The following is a 16848-nucleotide window of genomic DNA, read 5'->3' as shown; positions in this document are numbered from 1 at the left end:
GTCAGGGCAGCTGAAGCGATTGGGCGCCGCGCGGCCCTGCTATCACGAGCGCGCCCTTGGCGGGGGTGACCACCGCCGCGGCGGGGACGGTGCGTTCGACAACGGCGGCCTTGAAACTGGCGCCGTCATCGTTGCTGGTCAGGATGTGGCCGGCCTGGCTGACGAGGACGATGCGTCCGTCGTCCTGGCGCGTGCCGGCGGTCAGTCCGACCTGCAGGCCGGTCGGTGTCTGCTGCCAGACTTTTCCGGCATCGACGCTGCGCAGCACCGTGCCGCGCAGGCCATAGGCAATCACCGATCGGGCATTGCCGGTGACGCCGAAGAGGGTGCCCTTGTAAGGAAGTTCGAGTGCGCGAAAACGTGTGTCGCCGCGCTCCAGCTTGAGCAGGAGTCCCTGCTCGCCGGCAATGTAGATGTCCGCGCCGATGCCTCGCACCGCATAGAGGTGCAGGCCCTTCGGGTTGTCCACCGCGTGCAGCCACGGTTCCCAGGTGATGCCGCCGTCGTTGGTATGCAGCACGAGCCCGAACGCGCCGACCACGAAGCCTTCGGACGCATCGCGGAACCAGACGTCCAGGAACGGGTTCTCCGCCCCTTGCGCCTCGAAGCGCCGAGCCTCGTCCACCAGCAGTCCGGCGCGCTTCGGATCGTCGGCCGCCAGTGCGGCAGCTTCGCGCTGGTAGTAGCGGACCATCATTTCCCCGACGCGCCGGCCGTCCAGCTGGGTGGTCCAGCTCTGGCCGCCATCGGTGCTGCGCAGCACGACGCCGTCGTGCCCCACGGCCCAGCCGGTCGTGACGTTCGCGAAGGTGACGGCCACCAGATCGGAACTGACGGGCACATCGGCCTGCCGCCAGTTCCTGCCTGAATCGTCCGACCAGACGATATGCCCGCGCTGGCCCACGGCCACCACGCGGTCGCCGGCGTTGGCCAGGCCGTTGAGCAACGTGCGCGAAGCGAGCGGGCTCTTGGTGGCGGGAGTGTCCAGCACGTCACGCCATCCGGCGGGCTTCACTGGCAGGACCTCGCGTGCCGAGACCGTCGCGGCCAACGCCGCGGCCAACACTGCGGCAAGTGCCAGGGCACCGATCGTGAATCGCTTCGCGTTCATCGCAGGGCCTCGATCAGCGAACGCCCGCGCCGGCCAGCGAGTCGGCAGTCCACTCGCGGTCGGACAGCGGCTTCGTGTGACGCATGCCGCCGGTTTCGGCGATGTAGCCGGTCAGCGAATAGACGCGCGATGCGAAGTCGTAGTGGCCGAACATGTCGGTGTACGGTGCCGGCAGGTCGTAGCTCGGCGTCATGTAGGCGAAGCCGGAGCGATAGAGCTGGCCGCGCGCGTCGTAGTTGTCCGAAGCCAGCGCTGCCCACGAGTCTTCGTCGAGGTAGAAGGTGCGCTTGCTGTAGACGTGGCGCTTGCCGTCGCGCAGCGTGGCTTCCACGGCCCATACGCGATGAAGTTCCCAGCGAACCAGGTCCGGGTTCAGGTGGTTCGGCTTGAGCAGGTCGTCCTGCTTGGACTGGTACACCGCGGCGTAATCGTTATAGGGCACGTACATCTCCTTCTTGCCGATCAGCTTGAAGTCGAAGCGGTCCATGGAGCCGTTGAAGATGAAGGTGTCGTCGAAGGTCGTCGCACCGGCGGTGCCAGGGTTGGGCGTGTCGAACGACAGGTCCGGAGCGACCTTGACGCGGCGCTGGCCGGGCAGGTACATCCAGGCGCGGCGGTCCTTGTTGCCGATGTCGAGCGGATCGACGATCAGCAGCGCCTCTCCGGCGCGGCGTGCCGGGCCGGTGTAGGTGAGCTTGATGCGCCAGTACGTGTCGGCCGTCTGCTTGCTCGAGTCCCAGAACGGAAAGTCCTGCACGCTCAGACCTTCAGTGGCCAGCGCCGAGTGGCCGCTGGCGTCGACGTTCAGGTTGCGGTACTTGGCTTCGTAGCTCTGGCCGTTGAAGCGCACCAGGTGATTCCACATGGCCTCGTAGCCGGTTTTCGGAATAGGGAACGGGAAGCCGGCGTGCGCGCCTTCGATGGAGCGGCCCTCGTTGGCCGTCTTCGCCTGCACTGCGTTGGCCGCCGTGTTGTCGGTGACGAACTTCGGGAAGGCGACGGTGCGGTGCGTCGGGTAGACATCGACGCGGAAGCCGGGGTACTTCTGCAGCAGCGCCTTGGTGCCGTCGGTCAGGTTGTCGGCGTATTGCGCCATGTTCTTGGCATCGATCACGAGGCGCGGCTTTTCGCCGGCGAACGGATCCGGGCGAATGCCGTCGCCAGCCTTGAAGCCAGCGGGAGCCGCCTTCAGCCCGCCGTCGTAGGCGGGAATGGTGCCGTCCTTGTTGCCGGCCTTTTCGGCGCCGACGGGCGTGAGGGTCGTGCCGAGGGCCTTGGCTTCGTCGGCGGTGATGGCCGCTTGCGCCGCCAAGGCGGCCGTTGCGGCGACGACGCCTGCAAGCACCGAGTGGGTGAATTTCATGTTGGGATTCTCAGAAAGTGGCTTTGAAAGTCAGACTCACGAATGCGCGGTCGTCGAGCAAGGTCGTGAGGCCGTTCTGGCTGGTCACGGCATACCCGTTGTCGCGGTAGCGGCCGACGTAGTTGATGTATTTCAGGTCGATGCGGTACTTCTGGCGGACGTCGAAGCCGACGCCCACGCTGTAGTTGCCGTTCGCCTGATTGCCGCCAAAGACGGTTGCCGCATTGCCGTAGAGGCCGACGGCGTACGTAAGGGGTGCCGACACGTCGACGCCCGGCCACACCTGGAACCAGGTGGGCGTGAAGGAGAGACCGGCGCCGAAGTAGTTCTTCGTGGTGCAACCGTCCCACTTGTCCTTGCCGGCACAGGCCGCAAAGCCCTCGGCGAAGAAGAGGTTCTTGCCGCTGGTGACTTTCGACCAGCTGGACCATGTAAGTTCTGCGCCGTAGGTCGCCGTGTCGAAAACGGCAGTCTTCGGTATCACGCCCACTGCATTGACCAGGCCGTGATACGTGTCGCCGCGTGGCCCGTTGGTATCGCCCGGCGCAGGCACGCCTGGTGCAATGCCGAGCACCGTGCTGTTCAGCGGCGTGTTGTGGCGATACGAGAGCTCGGAGCCGAAGCTGATGCCGCCGATGTTCTTCGCAAGACTGACGCCCAACAGATCGATGTTGTCGGCGTAGACCAGGTTGTAGCGGCTGATGTTCGGCCCGACGCGCGTGAGCAGGGTCTGCGGCAGCTTGTCGGCAAAGTTGCGCCAGTAGAAGCCCATCGTTCCATCGAGCCACTCGGGGCTCCAGCGCGTCGACAGGCCACCTTCGCCCCGCTGCGGCGGCTTGAGTGCGCCGCCGTTCTGTGCAAAGCCCAGGGGACCCGAGATGAACTGGCGGTCCGGCCCATTGAACGCGAAGTCCACGGGGCCGAGGTACGTGCCGCCTTCGGGGTAGCGGAAGGCTTCCCACTGCAGCATGTATTGCGCCGCGACCGACACCGTGTCCGTCACCTGCGCCTGCATCGAGATCTGGCTGAGCGGCCGGAACAGTTCCTTGGCTTCCACGCCAGGCGTTGCGAACCCCTTTTGCAGGTCGAGCGGATTCTGGGAATAGGCGATGCCATTGAGGTTGCCGTTCACGAAGAGCGATTCGCCCCAGTAGAGGGAATGGCGGCCGAGCTTCATGTTGACCGGCACGTTCCCGATGTCGAAGCCGCCGAACAGGAAGGCATCGAGCCATTCGCCCGAAGGCCCGGCGTAGTAGCGCTGGACGTAAGGGCTGTACTGGTGGTTGACGTAACTGGGGATGTTCACCAGCGGCGGGTAAGGGTTGGACTGGCTGGTGCTGCCGTACGCGTTGTCGTACCAGCCCGCGGCACTCACGCGCATGCCGTAGCGCTTCTGATAGGTGAGGTCGAACTCGGAGAGGACGTCAATGCGGTTTGCCACCGTCTCACCGGCGTTGAAACTGTAGGTACCCTCGTCCGAAACCACGTAGTTGCCGATCTTCGGATCGCGATTGGCAACGCGATTCGCGTAGTTGTAGCGAAGCGTGTTGTCCCAGCGGACGGAGACGTCCGGATTGCCCGTGTCGAACTCGAATGCATGCGCACCGCCTGACGACAAGGTCGCCAGCAAGGTGGCAGCGGCAACGGCTGCGAGGCGAAAGGACGAGCGGGTTTCGGCGGATCCCGTCTTGTGGTGGGAGTGATGCACGTGTTTCCAGTTTCTTCGTTGGTGAGTGGGAGGTCTCTCCTGCATATGAGCAGTGACCGGGCGGAATTCTGGGATTCGCGCGCACTCGCCACCCCCTCCTTGGTGGAGGGGGGAGGGGGGTAGGGAAAGTCTGGAGCGGCGCTCAGCCGCCGAGCGCCGTGATCGCAGCCACCAGCGCAGTGCCGAGACCGACCATCATCAGGCCGACCTTCCAGCTGCCGTACCCGGCGTAGCGGCCCAAGGCGAGGCCGCCGATGAAGAGCATCGTCAGCGCGACGATGCGGGACACATTCATTGCCGTCCTGACATCCTGGATCAGCGCAAAGGGCAGCACCACCGGAAATGTCGCCGTCACGACGATCAGGAAGATCGCGACCCCGGCGAGCGCGTCACGCCACAACAGCTTCGGCCGCGACGGGATGGACGGCAGGGCCACCATTCGGCTGCGAATGGCTTCGAGGTCGGCTGCCATCACGAAGCGCGCGCCGACACGCGACATGGAGCCGGCGACAAGATCACGACCTCTCTGTGCATCCGCCGCATCGCGAACGGAGCGCACCAGCGTGATCCATCGCCCGCGATCGGTCACCGTGCGAACCAGGTACATGACCGCGTCGACCAGTCCCCAGGCGAGGTTGCAGCCCAGCGCGGCGATGAACATCTGCCGCAGATCCTCGCGCCCTGAGTCGGCCACCGACACGGCGCCCGTGAAGGTGAGCGCCATGAAAAGCCCGAAAAGCATCTCCGATACGCGATCGACCGGGCTGAGGACCGGCTCTCTCGCCACTTCGCTGTTGTTTTCGCTTTCGGGCTGCATCATTTCTTTTCGGATGGGCGCATCGAGTCGCCCAGACTGATCAGGTTCTGGGGACTTACGCGGATCACGCCGCCGCGAGGGCTGTCGATGTCGGCAATGAGGAAGAACGCAATGGCCAGGACCAGCGGCAGAACCGCAAGCTGGCTGCGTTCGGCCGTGGCGTCGCGCACGCCATAGCCCACCAGCAGATGGCAGCAGGCCGCGATGCCCAGCATCAGGAGCCATGCGGCGCGGGGAATCCGGTTCCACCAGGCCGCCTGTGTATAGCCCTGCGCATTGAGCACATCGTTCATGCCCGACACCGCGAGCGCGACTGTCGGCGACAGCGGTGCCGCTGCTACAGGGGCCACCACCGCCGCCCACAACTGCGTCTGCAGCTTCGCAGTCCGCGCGTTGACTTCACCCAACTGCCGCTCGTCACGCGTCGTGTAGAACAGAACACGCTGATCGAAATACTCGCGCAGCAGGCCGCGAACCTTTTCCGCGTCCGCCGCAGGCAGCAAGTCGGCCCGCACGTACTCGGTGCCTATCGCATTGGCTTCCGCTTCTTCGAGGTTCTTGCGCTGGTCGTAGCGGCCAACGGCCATCGAGAAGCCAAACCCGACGAGCAGCCCCAGAAGCGTCAGCGTCGCCCCCACGATGATGCCGAAGTTGTCGCGCGTGCTCTCTTGCGGGCGGCCCCATCTTCTGAGCAGCCGGGCCCCGGCCCACATGCAAAAGGTCAAAAAGAAGAACGTGATGACGAAGACGAGAAGGGGGTAGTCGACCACTTTGATCATTGTTTTTTCCTGGCATTTAGCTTTCGGAAAGCCTTCAGAACGTGAACTTCGTCGAATACTGCAAGCGGTAGTCCACCTGCGAGCCGCCGACCTTGTCTTCGAGGCGCCCCCAGATCAATTCGGTGCCCATGGTCAAGTTCCTGGCGATGGCATAGAGCACGTTGACGGACGAATAGCTTCCCTCATGAAAGGCCGTGGCAATCTGCCCACCGGTATTGTTCTGCCGATGCGCGCTGTAGCCGATCGAACTGCTCCACTTGTCGTTCCAGGCATGGGTGAAGTAAACAAGCCATCCGACGGAGGGGACCGCCTCGGCCCGCAGGTTGCCGCCGGGCGCGAGGTCGACGCCGCCGTCGTTCATGTAGCTGGCAATGCCGCGCCCCGCTGCAAGTTGCCAATTCAGATGATCCTTGGCGGAGATCTCGAATGCGCCGCCGAGGTTCAGGCCATAGCCGTTGACCGTGCCGGACGGCTTTCCACTGACCGATTCGGTGTTGTGATAGCCCAGTTCCCGAAAGATGGCGGCGGCACGCAAGTGCCCCCACTCCCGTTCGAGCCTGAACGACGCGACGACGTCCGGCACCGGGTTGTGGCCCGTGATGCCTTGGCCGAGGGCCGGATCGACCCTTGCCAACCTTCCTGCGTCGATCGCCGAACTGGGCGACTCCAGCGTGATCGCCGCCAGCATTCCCGGCCGGTCGAGCGCCACGAATCGAAGCTGCGGCGTTCGCACGAAGACCATGCCGCTCGGCCCCCAGTAGTCAATGACGTCCGGGAGCACATCGATGTCCATGAAGTTCGAATACGTCTGCCCGATGCCGAACCTGTTCCATTCGATCCACGCGTCGAGCAGGTGGGGCTGGGTGCCGCCACTGGTTCCGAACAGGTCCAGGCTCAGGTCGGTCCTGATCGGACCTGCCGACGTCGGGATGAAGGACTTGAAGCCCAGGCTGGATTGCCGCACGCTCAACAAACCCGTGCCGTTGCTGCCGCACCCTGGCGTGCCCGGGCAGACGATCGGAATCTGCGATGGTCGCAGCGTCGCGCGCCAGTCAGGGTGCATGCGCCCGGCGTCGTAGATGGCGTCGAGCATGGCCTGTCCGTAGAACTCGACGCCGGCCTTTCCTTCCTTGGGCGCGTTGGCCCCGTCCGCGTTGTCGGACTGCGCATGTGCTGCGCCGGCGAGGGCGAGCACGACTGCCACGCCGGCGGCGTGTCGTTTCATCTCGTCCTCCACAAGTGACGCCCAAGTCTCGGCGCTCTTCGTCGACGGGAATTGACGTTTCTCAATTTGGCGCTTCGCGACTCATCTAGGATTTGCCGGGTCACCACGGAAGTCCAGGAGCCGGTATGCGATGCAGAGCGAGGGAGAGGTCCCGATCAGGTCTTGGCCTTTCGTCCCTTGTGTTTTTGGCGGTCAGCCTGGCCGCTCCGAAGAGCGCGAACGCATCGTTTCTTCCGCCCGAGATGATGAGCTCGGCGGCAACCGGGCTCGCCTGGTTCATCATCTTCGCCGTGCCGATCGCCGGCATCGTCCTGTTCTGGATGGTGCACGTGCTGCCGGAAAAGATCGCGCACAAGCGGCACCATCCGCAGCGGGACGCCATCAAGACGCTGTGCCTCCTGTCGCTGTTTTTCGGAGGCCTGCTCTGGCCGCTCGCATGGCTGTGGGCCTATATCAAGCCGGTGGGCTACCAGGTCGCCTACGGCACCGAGAAGCACGAGGACTACTACCACGAGACGGGCGCGCGGGCACTGTCGGGCGAGCTTCTGGAGCATGAGATCGAGCACCTGCGCGAAGAGCTCGACGCCATGGATGCCAAGGGAGGATTGACCGCCGAACTCAGGGTGCTGCGCAAGAACCTGGCGGCGGTCACGGCGCGCGGAGGCTTCGCCGCCGCGGCCAGAGATGCGAGCAACTGATGGAAGCACTGCTCCTTGGCATCTACGCCTTCTTCGTCTGGCTCTTCTTCATCAAGCTGAAGTGGCTGCCTTGGAACACGGCGACGCAGGTCACGGTGGTGATCATCCCGATCGTTGCCCTGACCATTCTGGTCCTGACGCTCAACGTCGTCGCGCCGTCTACAGGGGACGTGCGCGTCATCAAGTACGTTGTGCAGATCGTGCCGCAAGTGCGAGGCCGCGTACTGGAGGTGCCCGTCGAACCCAACCGCCTCGTGAAGAAGGGCGAGTTGCTGTTTCGCATCGATCCGACGCAGTACGAGAACGAACTCGCTGCCGCCAAGGCGAGGCTGGTGGCGGACGAGGCCAAGTTCGCGGCGTCTCAGGCGGCCTTGATCGAAGCTTCCGCAGGCGCCCGGCAGTTGCAGGAGCAGCTCAAGGCCACGACCGGACAGGTCAGGTCGCTGCAGCCGAAGTACGAACTCGCACAGATGCGGGTGCGGCAAAACCGCGAACTGGTGTCCAGCGGTGCTGGTGATCGATTCGCACTGGAACAGGCGGAATCGAACCTCTATGACCTGCAAGGGCAGATCGCGACGGCCAATGCGAACGAAGCGCAGGTTACGCAAAAGCTGTCTGGACGCGTGAACGGCGAACAGGCTTCGGTGGCATCGGCTCGCGCACAGCTTGCAACCGCCAAGGCGCAGGTCGACATCAGTCGCGCGGACCTCGGCAATGCGCAATGGAACCTGGACCAGACTGCCGTCTATGCGCCGACCAGCGGATATGCCATCAACGTCCAGCTGAGGCCAGGCTCGTACGTTGTCTCAGTGCCCTTGGCGCCCGCCATGAGCTTCGTCGAGGAGACCTACCAGGTGGTCGGCCTTTACGACCAGAACGAATTGCGCCTTGTCGAGCCGGGCAACGCAGCAGAGTTCACGCTCAAGACGTACCCGGGCCGCGTCATCTCGGCCAAGGTCGACTCGATCGTCTGGGCGCAGGGCCAGGGGCAGGTGGCTCAATCGGGCCAACTGCCGCAGACAGCCGCGTATCCGCAGATGCCGGGGCGTTTTCCGGTGAAGTTCATCGTCGATGAAAAGGACGCGGGGCTTTTTCTTGCGGCGGGTGCGGATGGCCAGGGGGCCATCTATACGGAGCATGTGGAGATGATCCACATCATTCGGATGGTGATCCTTCGGGTCGGCGCCATCACCAACTACCTTGTGCTGAAGCTGCACTGATGCGAACACTTGCGCTTCATCGAAGGACTGTCGCGACGGCGCTGGTGCTCGCCGCTGTGGTTTCCGGCTGTGCGCTGAAGCTTCCGCCGACGTCTGTTGAGTTGCAGAAGGAAGTGCTGCCCCAGGCGCCAGTGCCTCCGGGATTCAGGGCTGGCGGTGGAGTGACCGCGCCCGTCGCCGACGGTTGGCTCGCGACCTTCGGCGATCCGGCGTTGACGGCGCTCGTCAACGAAGCCCTGGCCTACAACGTCGACTTGCGCGTCGCGGCGGCGCGCGTGGAGCAGGCCGGGGGCTACGTCGAGGTCGCATCGGCCGCTTTGCTTCCTGCCGTGGGCGTCGTCGGCCTGGGCGGCGGCAAGTCGGGCGGCAGCGGAGGATTGCAAGGCATCTTCCTGAATGCATCGCTCGAACTGGATGTGTGGGGGCGGCTGCGCTATGCAAAAGCGGCGGCCAAGGAGCAGTCGCTGGCTGCAGAGGCCGACTACGCCTACGCACGCCAGTCGTTGGCGGCCACCGTAGCCAAGGCGTGGTTCCTCTCGGTTGAAGCGGGCTTGCAGCACGCCATCACGAAGGATGCGCTCAGGTCTTCCGAAATGTTGCTGCAGATGTCGGAGGACCGCTTTCGCATCGGCAACGGCAGCAACGTGGCCGTGGCCCAGGCACGAGCCAGCGCGGGTTCATATCGCGATGCACTGAAGCAGGTGGAGTTCGCACGCGAGCAGGCGCTTCGGTCGCTCGAACTTCTGCTCGGCCGCTATCCCTCGGCGGAAATTGCCGTGGCGACACAGCTTGCGCCCATGCCGCCCCCTCTGCCGGTCGGAGTGCCGTCCGAACTGCTGGAACGCCGTCCCGACCTCGTGGCTGCGGAGCGCCGCGTCGCCGCCGCGTTCGATCGAGTGGGCGAAGCCAAGGCGGCGCAGCTTCCGCGCATCAGCCTCACCGCCGGCGGCAGCAACGTATCGAGCGACCTGCTCGTGCTGAAGGACCAGAGCAGCCCGATCTGGAGCCTGGGCGCCAACCTGATCGCGCCGATCTACCAGGGCGGCGCGTTGCGGGCGCAGGTGGAAATCCGCACGGCCGAACAGAAGGTGGCCGTGGCTGACTACGCGCGCGCAGGCCAGAAGGCGTTCGGCGAGGTCGAAAGTGCCTTGAGCGCGGAGTCGATCCTGCGCGAGCGCGAAGCGATCCTCACCGCAACGATCCGCGACAGCGAGCAGGCGCTGGACCTCACGCGCATCCAGTTTCGAGTGGGTTCGATCGATCTGCGCAGTGTGCAGGAGAGCCAGCTCACCGTCTATGCGGCGCGGACCTCGCGGCTGCGCGTTCAGGCCGAGCAGTTGGCGCAGCGAACCAACCTGTATCTCGCATTGGGCGGTGGCTTTGACGAGCCGCCCCTGGCAACGGCTGCTTCGCCGTGCTGCACGCAGTGAAGGAGATTCCAAATGGCGCGACTGTTCATTGGAAACATTCCGGATGGGACGACCGATGACGAGATCAAGGCGTTCCTCGTCAAATACGGCTGCCCGGAATTCGACGAAATCCAGCACGTGCCGGGCGCTGGCACCAGGCCTGCGGCCATCATGACCTTCAACGGAGTGCACCCGGAGGCACTCAAGAAGGTCAAAGAGAGGATCCATGACATGTTCTGGAAAACGGGACGCCTCACAGTGCAAGTACTGAGCGACGACTTCGCCTGATCGATCCTCTACAAGGACGGGCCATGGGACTCATCGGTCGGCTCTTCGGGAACAAAGGCGGCGACAAGGGCGGCGACAGTGACGCGCCGCCGGATGAGGACATCGAGCGGATGGTGGAGCGCGTCATGACCTTGAATCCGCGCCTTCGACTGGCCCGCGGGCATGAAGCGCGCCTGAAGTCGGCAGTCTCGAAAGCAGCGCGCCATCTTCGCGAACTCGTCGCCGGATTTCCCGCGCTGCGAACGCTCGATGCGGCAAGTTGGGCATCCGATCCCTACATCAGGGCGTTCTTCGGCTCGGCGGACGACATCGGGCCGGCGCTCAGCCGGTCTGAAGATCTGCGCCGCTTTCTCGACCAGGAGCCCGCATTGGGCGAAGTGTTCGCCGTGCTCGGCATGGCGATGAGCGAACGCCGAACCCTCGGTGTCGTCCAGGAAGGTGGCATCACGCGCTCGGACGTTCCGCAGACGACGCTGAGCTTCAGCGACCAACAGATCCGCATCTGCGGCCCCGAAGACGCCGGGCTTCGGCGCGAGATCGTGTTTCGGATGATCGATCAGTTGGCCATCGAGGCACTGGCGCGGATCGAGGCGGACACCTCGCGGCGAGATGTCCTGCAGCAGGAGCGAGCGCTGCTGACAACGCGCTTGCGCCTGATCGAGCGCCAGGGCACGGGCATGCGATCGATGCTGGGCGGTGATGCCAAAGCCGACTCCGACCCGGCACGCTTGCGCACGCAAATGGAAGAGAACGACCGCGAGCTCAAGAGCCTGGGATCGCGCGCCGAGGCGCTTGACCGGCAACTCGAGGTCATGTGCGAGGCGTTCGCGGATGCAGGCCGGTTGATCCACGTCACGAAGCGGCGCCTGCGGCTGAGCCGCATGAACGTGGTGCTGCCAGAGCGTCAAGAGCATCCAAACGAGCAGGACGAAGACGGCGGCCACACGCTCGATCTGGAGATCGCGCGTGTCCCCGGCGATCCACCCACCGAGCGCGCGTTCGCGCTGGTGCGGGTGATGCGGGCGGATGTGCCGCAGCGCCGCAATCTGCTGGACGACGCCGCCCGGCTGCTGTGACACAGGACCTTCATCAACGAGGAGCTGGCAATGTCAAAGAGCGACAAGAGACACCATCAGGGCAAATCGAACCACAAGGACGGCGCACAGGAGTTGCCCGAGGCGGCACAACAAGGCGACGCGAAAGTTGCTGCAGGCGACAAGTCGCAGCCGCTGTCCGGCAAGGACTATGACAAGTCCCTGCGCGAACTTCACATCGAGCTGGTCAAGCTGCAGCAGTGGGTGCAGCACGCCGGCCTGAAGGTGTGTGTGGTCCTGGAAGGCCGCGACGGGGCGGGGAAGGGCGGCACGATCAAGGCGCTCACCGAGCGCGTCAGTCCGCGCGTGTTCCGCACGGTCGCGCTGCCGGCGCCGACGGAGCGGCAGAAGTCGCAGATGTACTTTCAGCGCTACTTCGCGCATCTTCCCGCGGCCGGCGAGATCGTGATCTTCGACCGCAGTTGGTACAACCGCGCGGGCGTGGAGCGCGTGATGGGTTTCTGCACCGAGGCGCAGGCCAAAGCCTTCCTGGCGGGCACACCGCTGGTGGAGCGCGCCATCATCGATTCCGGAACCATCCTGCTGAAGTACTGGCTGGAAGTCAGCGCCGAAGAGCAGACCCGGCGGCTCGAAGCCCGCATCCAGGACGGACGCAAGATCTGGAAGCTGTCGCCGATGGACCTCAAGTCCTATAACCGCTGGTTCGACTATTCGCGCGCACGCGACGAGATGTTCACGGCCACCGACTTGCCGGCGGCGCCGTGGTTTGTCGTGAACTCGAACGACAAGCGGCGGGCGCGTTTGAATCTCATCAAGCACTTGCTGGCTCATATCCCCTATGAAGAAGTGCCGCGCGAGAAGATCAAGCTCCCCAAGCGGCAAGCGCGCGGCGACTACCGCGAGTCGGACCACCCGTTGAGGGTGGTGCCCGAGATCTATTGAGCATGCGCCATCACATGCGCGGCCGCGTGGGATTGCCGATCCCGGGATGGCTTCGCGACTATCGGTCTGAATGGCTCTCCGCGGACGTCGTCGCGGGCCTGATCGCGGCGGCGGTTGTCATTCCCAAAGCCTTCGCCTATGCGACGATCGCGGGCCTGCCGGTGCAGGTCGGCATCTATACGGTGTTCGTCCCGATGGTGATCTACGCGCTCCTCGGGACCTCGCGTCCACTCAGCGTGAGCACGACCACCACGATCGCCATCCTGACCGGCACCGCGTTGGCGGCCGTGGTGCCGGACGACAACGCTGCGGGCCTGGTGACCGCTACCGCGACTCTGGCGCTGATGACCGGCATCATCCTGGTCGTGGCGGGATTGCTACGGCTCGGCTTTGTCGCGAACTTCATCTCCGAACCAGTGCTGATCGGCTTCAAGGCGGGGATCGGCATCGTCATCGTGGTGGACCAGATCCCCAAGCTGCTCGGCATTCACTTTGCGAAGGGCTCGTTCTTGCACAACGTGGTTTCCGTCGTGCACAGCCTGCCGGATGCATCGGTGCCGACGGTGCTTGTCGGCGTTATCACCGTGATCGCGCTGGTGGCGATGGAGCGCTTCACGCCGCGCGCGCCCGCTCCGCTGATCGCAGTGGCGGGAGGCATCGCCGCGATGAAGTTCCTGGGGCTCGAGAGTTATGGCGTTGCACCGGTAGGGGCGGTGCCAACCGGATTGCCGCCAGTGACGCTGCCGGATTTGCAGCTGATCATTCCGCTCTGGCCTGCGGCGCTGGGGATTGCGCTGATGAGCTTCACCGAGACGATTGCCGCGGGGCGGGCTTTCGCGCGCAGCGGAGATCCGACGCCGGAGCCCAATCGGGAGCTTTGGGCGACAGGACTCGCGAACGTCGGCGGCGCGCTGCTCAATGCAATGCCGGCGGGCGGAGGCACCACGCAGACGGCCGTGAACCAGCTGGGTGGCGCGCGCACCCAGCTTGCCGAACTGGTCACCGCAGCAGCCGCATTGGGCACTGCGCTCTTCCTGGCGCCTTTCATCGGGCTGATGCCGCACGCGACACTGGCAGCGGTGGTCATCGTCTATTCGATGGGCTTGATCAAGCCGGCGGAGTTCAGGGCCATCATCAAGATTCGGCGCACCGAGTTCGTGTGGGCGCTCGTTGCAATGGCGGGCGTGGTGCTTCTCGGAACGCTGCAAGGCATCGTCGCCGCGATCGTGGTGTCGCTCGTCGCGCTGGCCTACCAGATGTCCGATCCGCCCGTGCATGTGCTCGGACGCAAGCCGGGAACGAGCGTGCTGCGGCCGCGAAGCGATGAGCATCCCGAAGATGAATCCTTCGGTGGATTGCTTCTCCTGCGGCCGGAAGGGCGGATCTTCTTCGCCAACGCGGAGCGCATGGGTCTCAAGATGATGGCGCTGGTCGATGCGGCGCACCCGCAGGTGGTCGTTCTCGACATGAGCAGTGTGTTCGATATCGAATACACCGCGCTCAAGATGCTGACCGAAGGCGAGGAAAGGCTGCGCAATGACGGGATCGCGCTCTGGCTCGCGGGCCTGAATCCCGGCGTGCTGGCGATGGTGCAGCGTTCACCGCTGGGCGAACGTCTCGGCCGCGATGGCATGTTCTTCGGCGTCGAACAAGCCATTGCGCGGCATCGAGCCACTGCCTGATGCTCTGGAAGGGGCGGATCAGCTGCCGGGCACGTCCACCTTGCGCCAACTCGAATCCGGGTTGAAGCGCGTGAGGGCGCGTGCCGCGGCATCGGTGTTGGAGCCGAGATCCTTCTCGTACAGGGTGCCGTCATGGCTGACCATGAAGCTCATCACGCCCGTGTCTCCGTAGCGGATCGGCCATGCGATCAGTGCAAAGCCGGCACGCATGCGCCCGCCGATCACATAGTCGTAAGCACCGCCCGGTGCGTCCTTGCCCTGGGCTTTCAGGATGCGGAAGTGATAGCCGTGATAGCCCTCGCTGCTCTTCTGGCCGCCGTAGAGCGGGCCGAGCGGGCTCTCGTCCTGGCCCGTGGCGTCGGGCCAGTAGAGGCCGTCGTGCTTGCCGGGTGAACTCACGAACTTCTGCGCGTATTCGAGCACGCCATTGTTGTCGCGGTCTTTCTGCGCATATTCCTTCTGCGCATCGAAGTACGCGAGCGCGGCTTGCATTGCGGCGAGTTCGTTGCGCCCGATGCGCCGGGTGCGCATGAGGTCCGCACCCGCCTTCGGGTCGAACTTCCAGCCGGCGGCGCTCTTCACGATCGGCACCGGCAGGGTCCAGTCGCTGTCGCCCACGGCGAGCATGGCCTTGCCCGGCGTTTCGAGCACGATCTTGTGCTGCCTGGACCAGGCGCCGAGGAAGTCGTAGATGTCGTCCACATCGACGCCGCCCTCAGGAACGAAGCGCCTCCAGTCGGGGCCGAGCACGAGTGTCAGGGCGGCGGTATCACTGCGGGTGACGGCATCGACGAACGCTTGCGCGGCCGCGTCCGGAGAGGGGTAGGCGTGCTGCGCGAATACAGGGCCCGATGCGAGCGACAGGGACAGCGCCATCGCCGTCCCGGCCGCCAAGGACTTGAACTTGCCCACGTTCAGCCACGATGTCCGCGAGTGTCGTTGAGTGTGTTGCGTCATGAATTCCTCCAATCGCTTCAACGACGGCCGCCGCCGCCGCGCCCACCACCGCCGCCGCCTCGCATGCCGCCACCTCCGCCGCCCGCGCGAGCGCCGCCACCACTCATGTGTGCGCCTCCGCCACCACCACCGGCACGAGCGCCACCGCCGCCCCCGTAGTTGTGCGACATCGACTGCCGGCTTGCGTCTCCGCGGCTTGTCTGCTGGCGGGCCTGATTTCCGTCGCCGGCGCCTCTCAAGGCGTTGTCGCCGCCGCGTGCCCCGGCACTCCCGGGACCCCCGACGCCTCCGGCGCTGCCCGGTCCTCCAGGACCGCCGATGCCTCCGGCACCTCCGACGCCCCCGACGCCCCCTGGACCACCAGCGCCGCCCGGACGTCCAGCGCCTCCAGGTCCACCCACATTTCCGGGGCCACCCGCGCCGCCGACCCCGCCGACGCCTCCGGCACCACCGACGCCTCCGGGGCCGCCAGCGCCCCCGGGACGGCCAGCGCTGCCCGGACCGCCCACGCCCCCTGCGCCGCCGGGACCGCGACCCGCGCCGCCGGCAGCAGCCTGCGCTCGATCGCGTGTGCCCGGGTCATTGCGAAGCTGATCGCGCCCTTGGCCGGGGTCCATGCCGCGCTGTTGCAACTGAGATTGAGCCTGCTGACGCTGCGCATCCCGGCCGCGGTAGTCGCCGCGCTGGTCTGCGCCTGCCACATTCTTTCCGAACTGCTGCTGGCTGGCCGAATCGCGATATGGCACTCCGCGCCGATTCGCCGCGTTGTGCTGGAAGTTCGTCTGATTGGCGTTGATCTGCCGATTGGCGTTGACGCTGTTGTACCGATTGACGTTCACGTTGACGTTACCGCCGCCCCAATTGGCATTGCCCCAAAGTGCAGCAGTGGCAGCCACGCCCACGCCGAAGGCGATGCCGGTCGCGAGTGCCGCGCCCGGGTAGTAGTAGGGAGCGGGCGGGTAGTAATAGGGCGGGTAGGCCGGATAGGGCCAGGCGCCATAAACCACCGTCGGGTTATAGGAAGGCACGTAGACCACCTGAGGGTTGGCGGGCTCGATCTTGATGACTGTCTGCTGCGTCTGCGGCTCTTGCTGGACGATGACGTTCTGCTGCTCGGAGCTCTTGAGGTTGCCCGTCTGCTGGGCCTTGGCGCGCAGCCGCTGTGCGGAATCGAGCACGTCCTTGGACGACGCGAGAAATGCATCGCCCAGGTTCTGCACCCAATCCGGCTTGTCGCCCATCATCTGGAGCACCTGGGGAAACGCAACCAGCGACTGCACGCTCGGGTCCCATGGCTGATCGGCCACGAGCTTCAGCGCCGCATCGCCTTTCTCGTCCCGATGCGCCTTGGACCATCGCGCTGCATCCGCGACGTCCGATGGATAGGTCGAGGCCATCAGCACCTGCGACAGCAACTGGTCCGGATACAGCGCGATGGGCGCCATCATCTGGTCCAACTGTTCGCGCGAGAAGGTCTGCCCCTGCTGCGCCCCGGCGAGCGCCGTGAACAGCGACGCAGCGACCATCAGCGAACGGGCAAAGCGGACGATCAGTGCACGCATGGTTCGCCTTCCTTAATTGAGAACGAAGAGCG

15 protein-coding genes are annotated in these 16848 nt (G+C 65.1%); 7 read left to right on the top strand and 8 right to left on the bottom strand.

Annotation, left to right across the window (positions count from 1 at the left end):
- Position 1: 1 nt before the first annotated feature.
- The 6 genes from AC1DEK_RS17385 to AC1DEK_RS17360 all read right to left on the bottom strand — a co-directional run bounded on the left by AC1DEK_RS17385 (position 2) and on the right by AC1DEK_RS17360 (position 7003).
- Entirely contained in the window at positions 2–1111 is a 1110-nt protein-coding gene (locus AC1DEK_RS17385) for a YCF48-related protein (protein WP_478126515.1), read from the bottom strand.
- A gap of 13 nt (positions 1112–1124) precedes the next feature.
- On the bottom strand, positions 1125–2474 hold the full coding sequence (locus AC1DEK_RS17380) for a DUF1329 domain-containing protein (RefSeq protein ID WP_478126514.1): 1350 nt from the start codon (positions 2472–2474) through the stop codon (positions 1125–1127).
- Positions 2475–2484: 10 nt separating this feature from the next.
- On the bottom strand, positions 2485–4182 hold the full coding sequence (locus AC1DEK_RS17375; RefSeq protein WP_478126513.1) for a DUF1302 domain-containing protein: 1698 nt from the start codon (positions 4180–4182) through the stop codon (positions 2485–2487).
- Positions 4183–4324: 142 nt separating this feature from the next.
- Positions 4325–5002 carry a hypothetical protein gene (locus tag AC1DEK_RS17370; protein WP_478126512.1) on the bottom strand — a complete coding sequence of 226 codons (678 nt, stop codon included), beginning with the start codon at positions 5000–5002 and terminating at the stop codon, positions 4325–4327.
- Positions 4999–5778, bottom strand: a complete 780-nt coding sequence (locus AC1DEK_RS17365) for a bestrophin-like domain (protein ID WP_478126511.1) — start codon at positions 5776–5778, stop codon at positions 4999–5001. Before AC1DEK_RS17365 ends, AC1DEK_RS17370 begins: the two co-directional genes overlap by 4 nt.
- Before the next feature lie 34 nt (positions 5779–5812).
- Positions 5813–7003, bottom strand: a complete 1191-nt coding sequence (locus AC1DEK_RS17360) for a hypothetical protein (RefSeq protein WP_478126510.1) — start codon at positions 7001–7003, stop codon at positions 5813–5815.
- Between the two features lie 245 nt (positions 7004–7248).
- Here AC1DEK_RS17360 and AC1DEK_RS17355 point away from each other — a divergent pair, with 245 nt between their 5' ends.
- The 7 genes from AC1DEK_RS17355 to AC1DEK_RS17325 are packed head-to-tail and all read left to right on the top strand — an operon-like array spanning position 7249 to position 14297.
- Complete coding sequence (locus AC1DEK_RS17355) at positions 7249–7701, top strand: DUF3302 domain-containing protein (RefSeq protein ID WP_478126509.1); 453 nt, start codon at positions 7249–7251, stop codon at positions 7699–7701.
- Positions 7701–8921: an HlyD family secretion protein gene (locus tag AC1DEK_RS17350; RefSeq protein WP_478126508.1), complete on the top strand. Its 1221-nt coding sequence runs from the start codon at positions 7701–7703 to the stop codon at positions 8919–8921. Before AC1DEK_RS17355 ends, AC1DEK_RS17350 begins: the two co-directional genes overlap by 1 nt.
- Positions 8921–10351 (top strand): TolC family protein, encoded by a 1431-nt coding sequence (locus AC1DEK_RS17345; RefSeq protein WP_478126507.1) that lies wholly within the window; start codon positions 8921–8923, stop codon positions 10349–10351. Before AC1DEK_RS17350 ends, AC1DEK_RS17345 begins: the two co-directional genes overlap by 1 nt.
- 12 nt (positions 10352–10363) lie before the next feature.
- A complete protein-coding gene (locus AC1DEK_RS17340) occupies positions 10364–10618 on the top strand; it encodes an RNA-binding protein (protein ID WP_478126506.1) in 255 nt (84 codons plus the stop codon).
- Positions 10619–10641: 23 nt separating this feature from the next.
- Positions 10642–11694, top strand: a complete 1053-nt coding sequence (locus AC1DEK_RS17335; RefSeq protein ID WP_478126505.1) for a hypothetical protein — start codon at positions 10642–10644, stop codon at positions 11692–11694.
- Positions 11695–11724: 30 nt separating this feature from the next.
- A complete protein-coding gene (gene ppk2, locus AC1DEK_RS17330) occupies positions 11725–12615 on the top strand; it encodes a polyphosphate kinase 2 (protein ID WP_478126504.1) in 891 nt (296 codons plus the stop codon).
- A gap of 2 nt (positions 12616–12617) precedes the next feature.
- Complete coding sequence (locus tag AC1DEK_RS17325) at positions 12618–14297, top strand: SulP family inorganic anion transporter (RefSeq protein WP_478126503.1); 1680 nt, start codon at positions 12618–12620, stop codon at positions 14295–14297.
- Positions 14298–14315: 18 nt separating this feature from the next.
- On the opposite strand, the gene AC1DEK_RS17320 is transcribed toward AC1DEK_RS17325, so the two are convergent.
- Both AC1DEK_RS17320 and AC1DEK_RS17315 read right to left on the bottom strand, forming a co-directional pair.
- Positions 14316–15254 (bottom strand): DUF2950 domain-containing protein, encoded by a 939-nt coding sequence (locus AC1DEK_RS17320; protein WP_478126502.1) that lies wholly within the window; start codon positions 15252–15254, stop codon positions 14316–14318.
- Positions 15255–15271: 17 nt separating this feature from the next.
- A complete protein-coding gene (locus AC1DEK_RS17315; protein ID WP_478126501.1) occupies positions 15272–16816 on the bottom strand; it encodes a DUF3300 domain-containing protein in 1545 nt (514 codons plus the stop codon).
- Positions 16817–16848: the final 32 nt, after the last annotated feature.

The sequence above is a fragment of the Variovorax sp. 10N420 genome (assembly GCF_056394705.1).
The sequence above is the reverse complement of the archived record's forward strand: the minus strand, read 5'-3'. Positions and strand labels throughout refer to the sequence as shown.

Coding starts and splice junctions, on each gene's coding strand:
- AC1DEK_RS17385 (WP_478126515.1), bottom strand. CDS start 1,111: ATGAACGCGAAGCGATTCACGATCGGTGCCCTGGCACTTGCCGCAGTG.
- AC1DEK_RS17380 (WP_478126514.1), bottom strand. CDS start 2,474: ATGAAATTCACCCACTCGGTGCTTGCAGGCGTCGTCGCCGCAACGGCC.
- AC1DEK_RS17370 (WP_478126512.1), bottom strand. CDS start 5,002: ATGATGCAGCCCGAAAGCGAAAACAACAGCGAAGTGGCGAGAGAGCCG.
- AC1DEK_RS17365 (WP_478126511.1), bottom strand. CDS start 5,778: ATGATCAAAGTGGTCGACTACCCCCTTCTCGTCTTCGTCATCACGTTC.
- AC1DEK_RS17360 (WP_478126510.1), bottom strand. CDS start 7,003: ATGAAACGACACGCCGCCGGCGTGGCAGTCGTGCTCGCCCTCGCCGGC.
- AC1DEK_RS17355 (WP_478126509.1), top strand. CDS start 7,249: ATGAGCTCGGCGGCAACCGGGCTCGCCTGGTTCATCATCTTCGCCGTG.
- AC1DEK_RS17350 (WP_478126508.1), top strand. CDS start 7,701: ATGGAAGCACTGCTCCTTGGCATCTACGCCTTCTTCGTCTGGCTCTTC.
- AC1DEK_RS17345 (WP_478126507.1), top strand. CDS start 8,921: ATGCGAACACTTGCGCTTCATCGAAGGACTGTCGCGACGGCGCTGGTG.
- AC1DEK_RS17340 (WP_478126506.1), top strand. CDS start 10,364: ATGGCGCGACTGTTCATTGGAAACATTCCGGATGGGACGACCGATGAC.
- AC1DEK_RS17335 (WP_478126505.1), top strand. CDS start 10,642: ATGGGACTCATCGGTCGGCTCTTCGGGAACAAAGGCGGCGACAAGGGC.
- ppk2 (WP_478126504.1), top strand. CDS start 11,725: ATGTCAAAGAGCGACAAGAGACACCATCAGGGCAAATCGAACCACAAG.
- AC1DEK_RS17325 (WP_478126503.1), top strand. CDS start 12,618: ATGCGCCATCACATGCGCGGCCGCGTGGGATTGCCGATCCCGGGATGG.
- AC1DEK_RS17320 (WP_478126502.1), bottom strand. CDS start 15,254: ATGACGCAACACACTCAACGACACTCGCGGACATCGTGGCTGAACGTG.
- AC1DEK_RS17315 (WP_478126501.1), bottom strand. CDS start 16,816: ATGCGTGCACTGATCGTCCGCTTTGCCCGTTCGCTGATGGTCGCTGCG.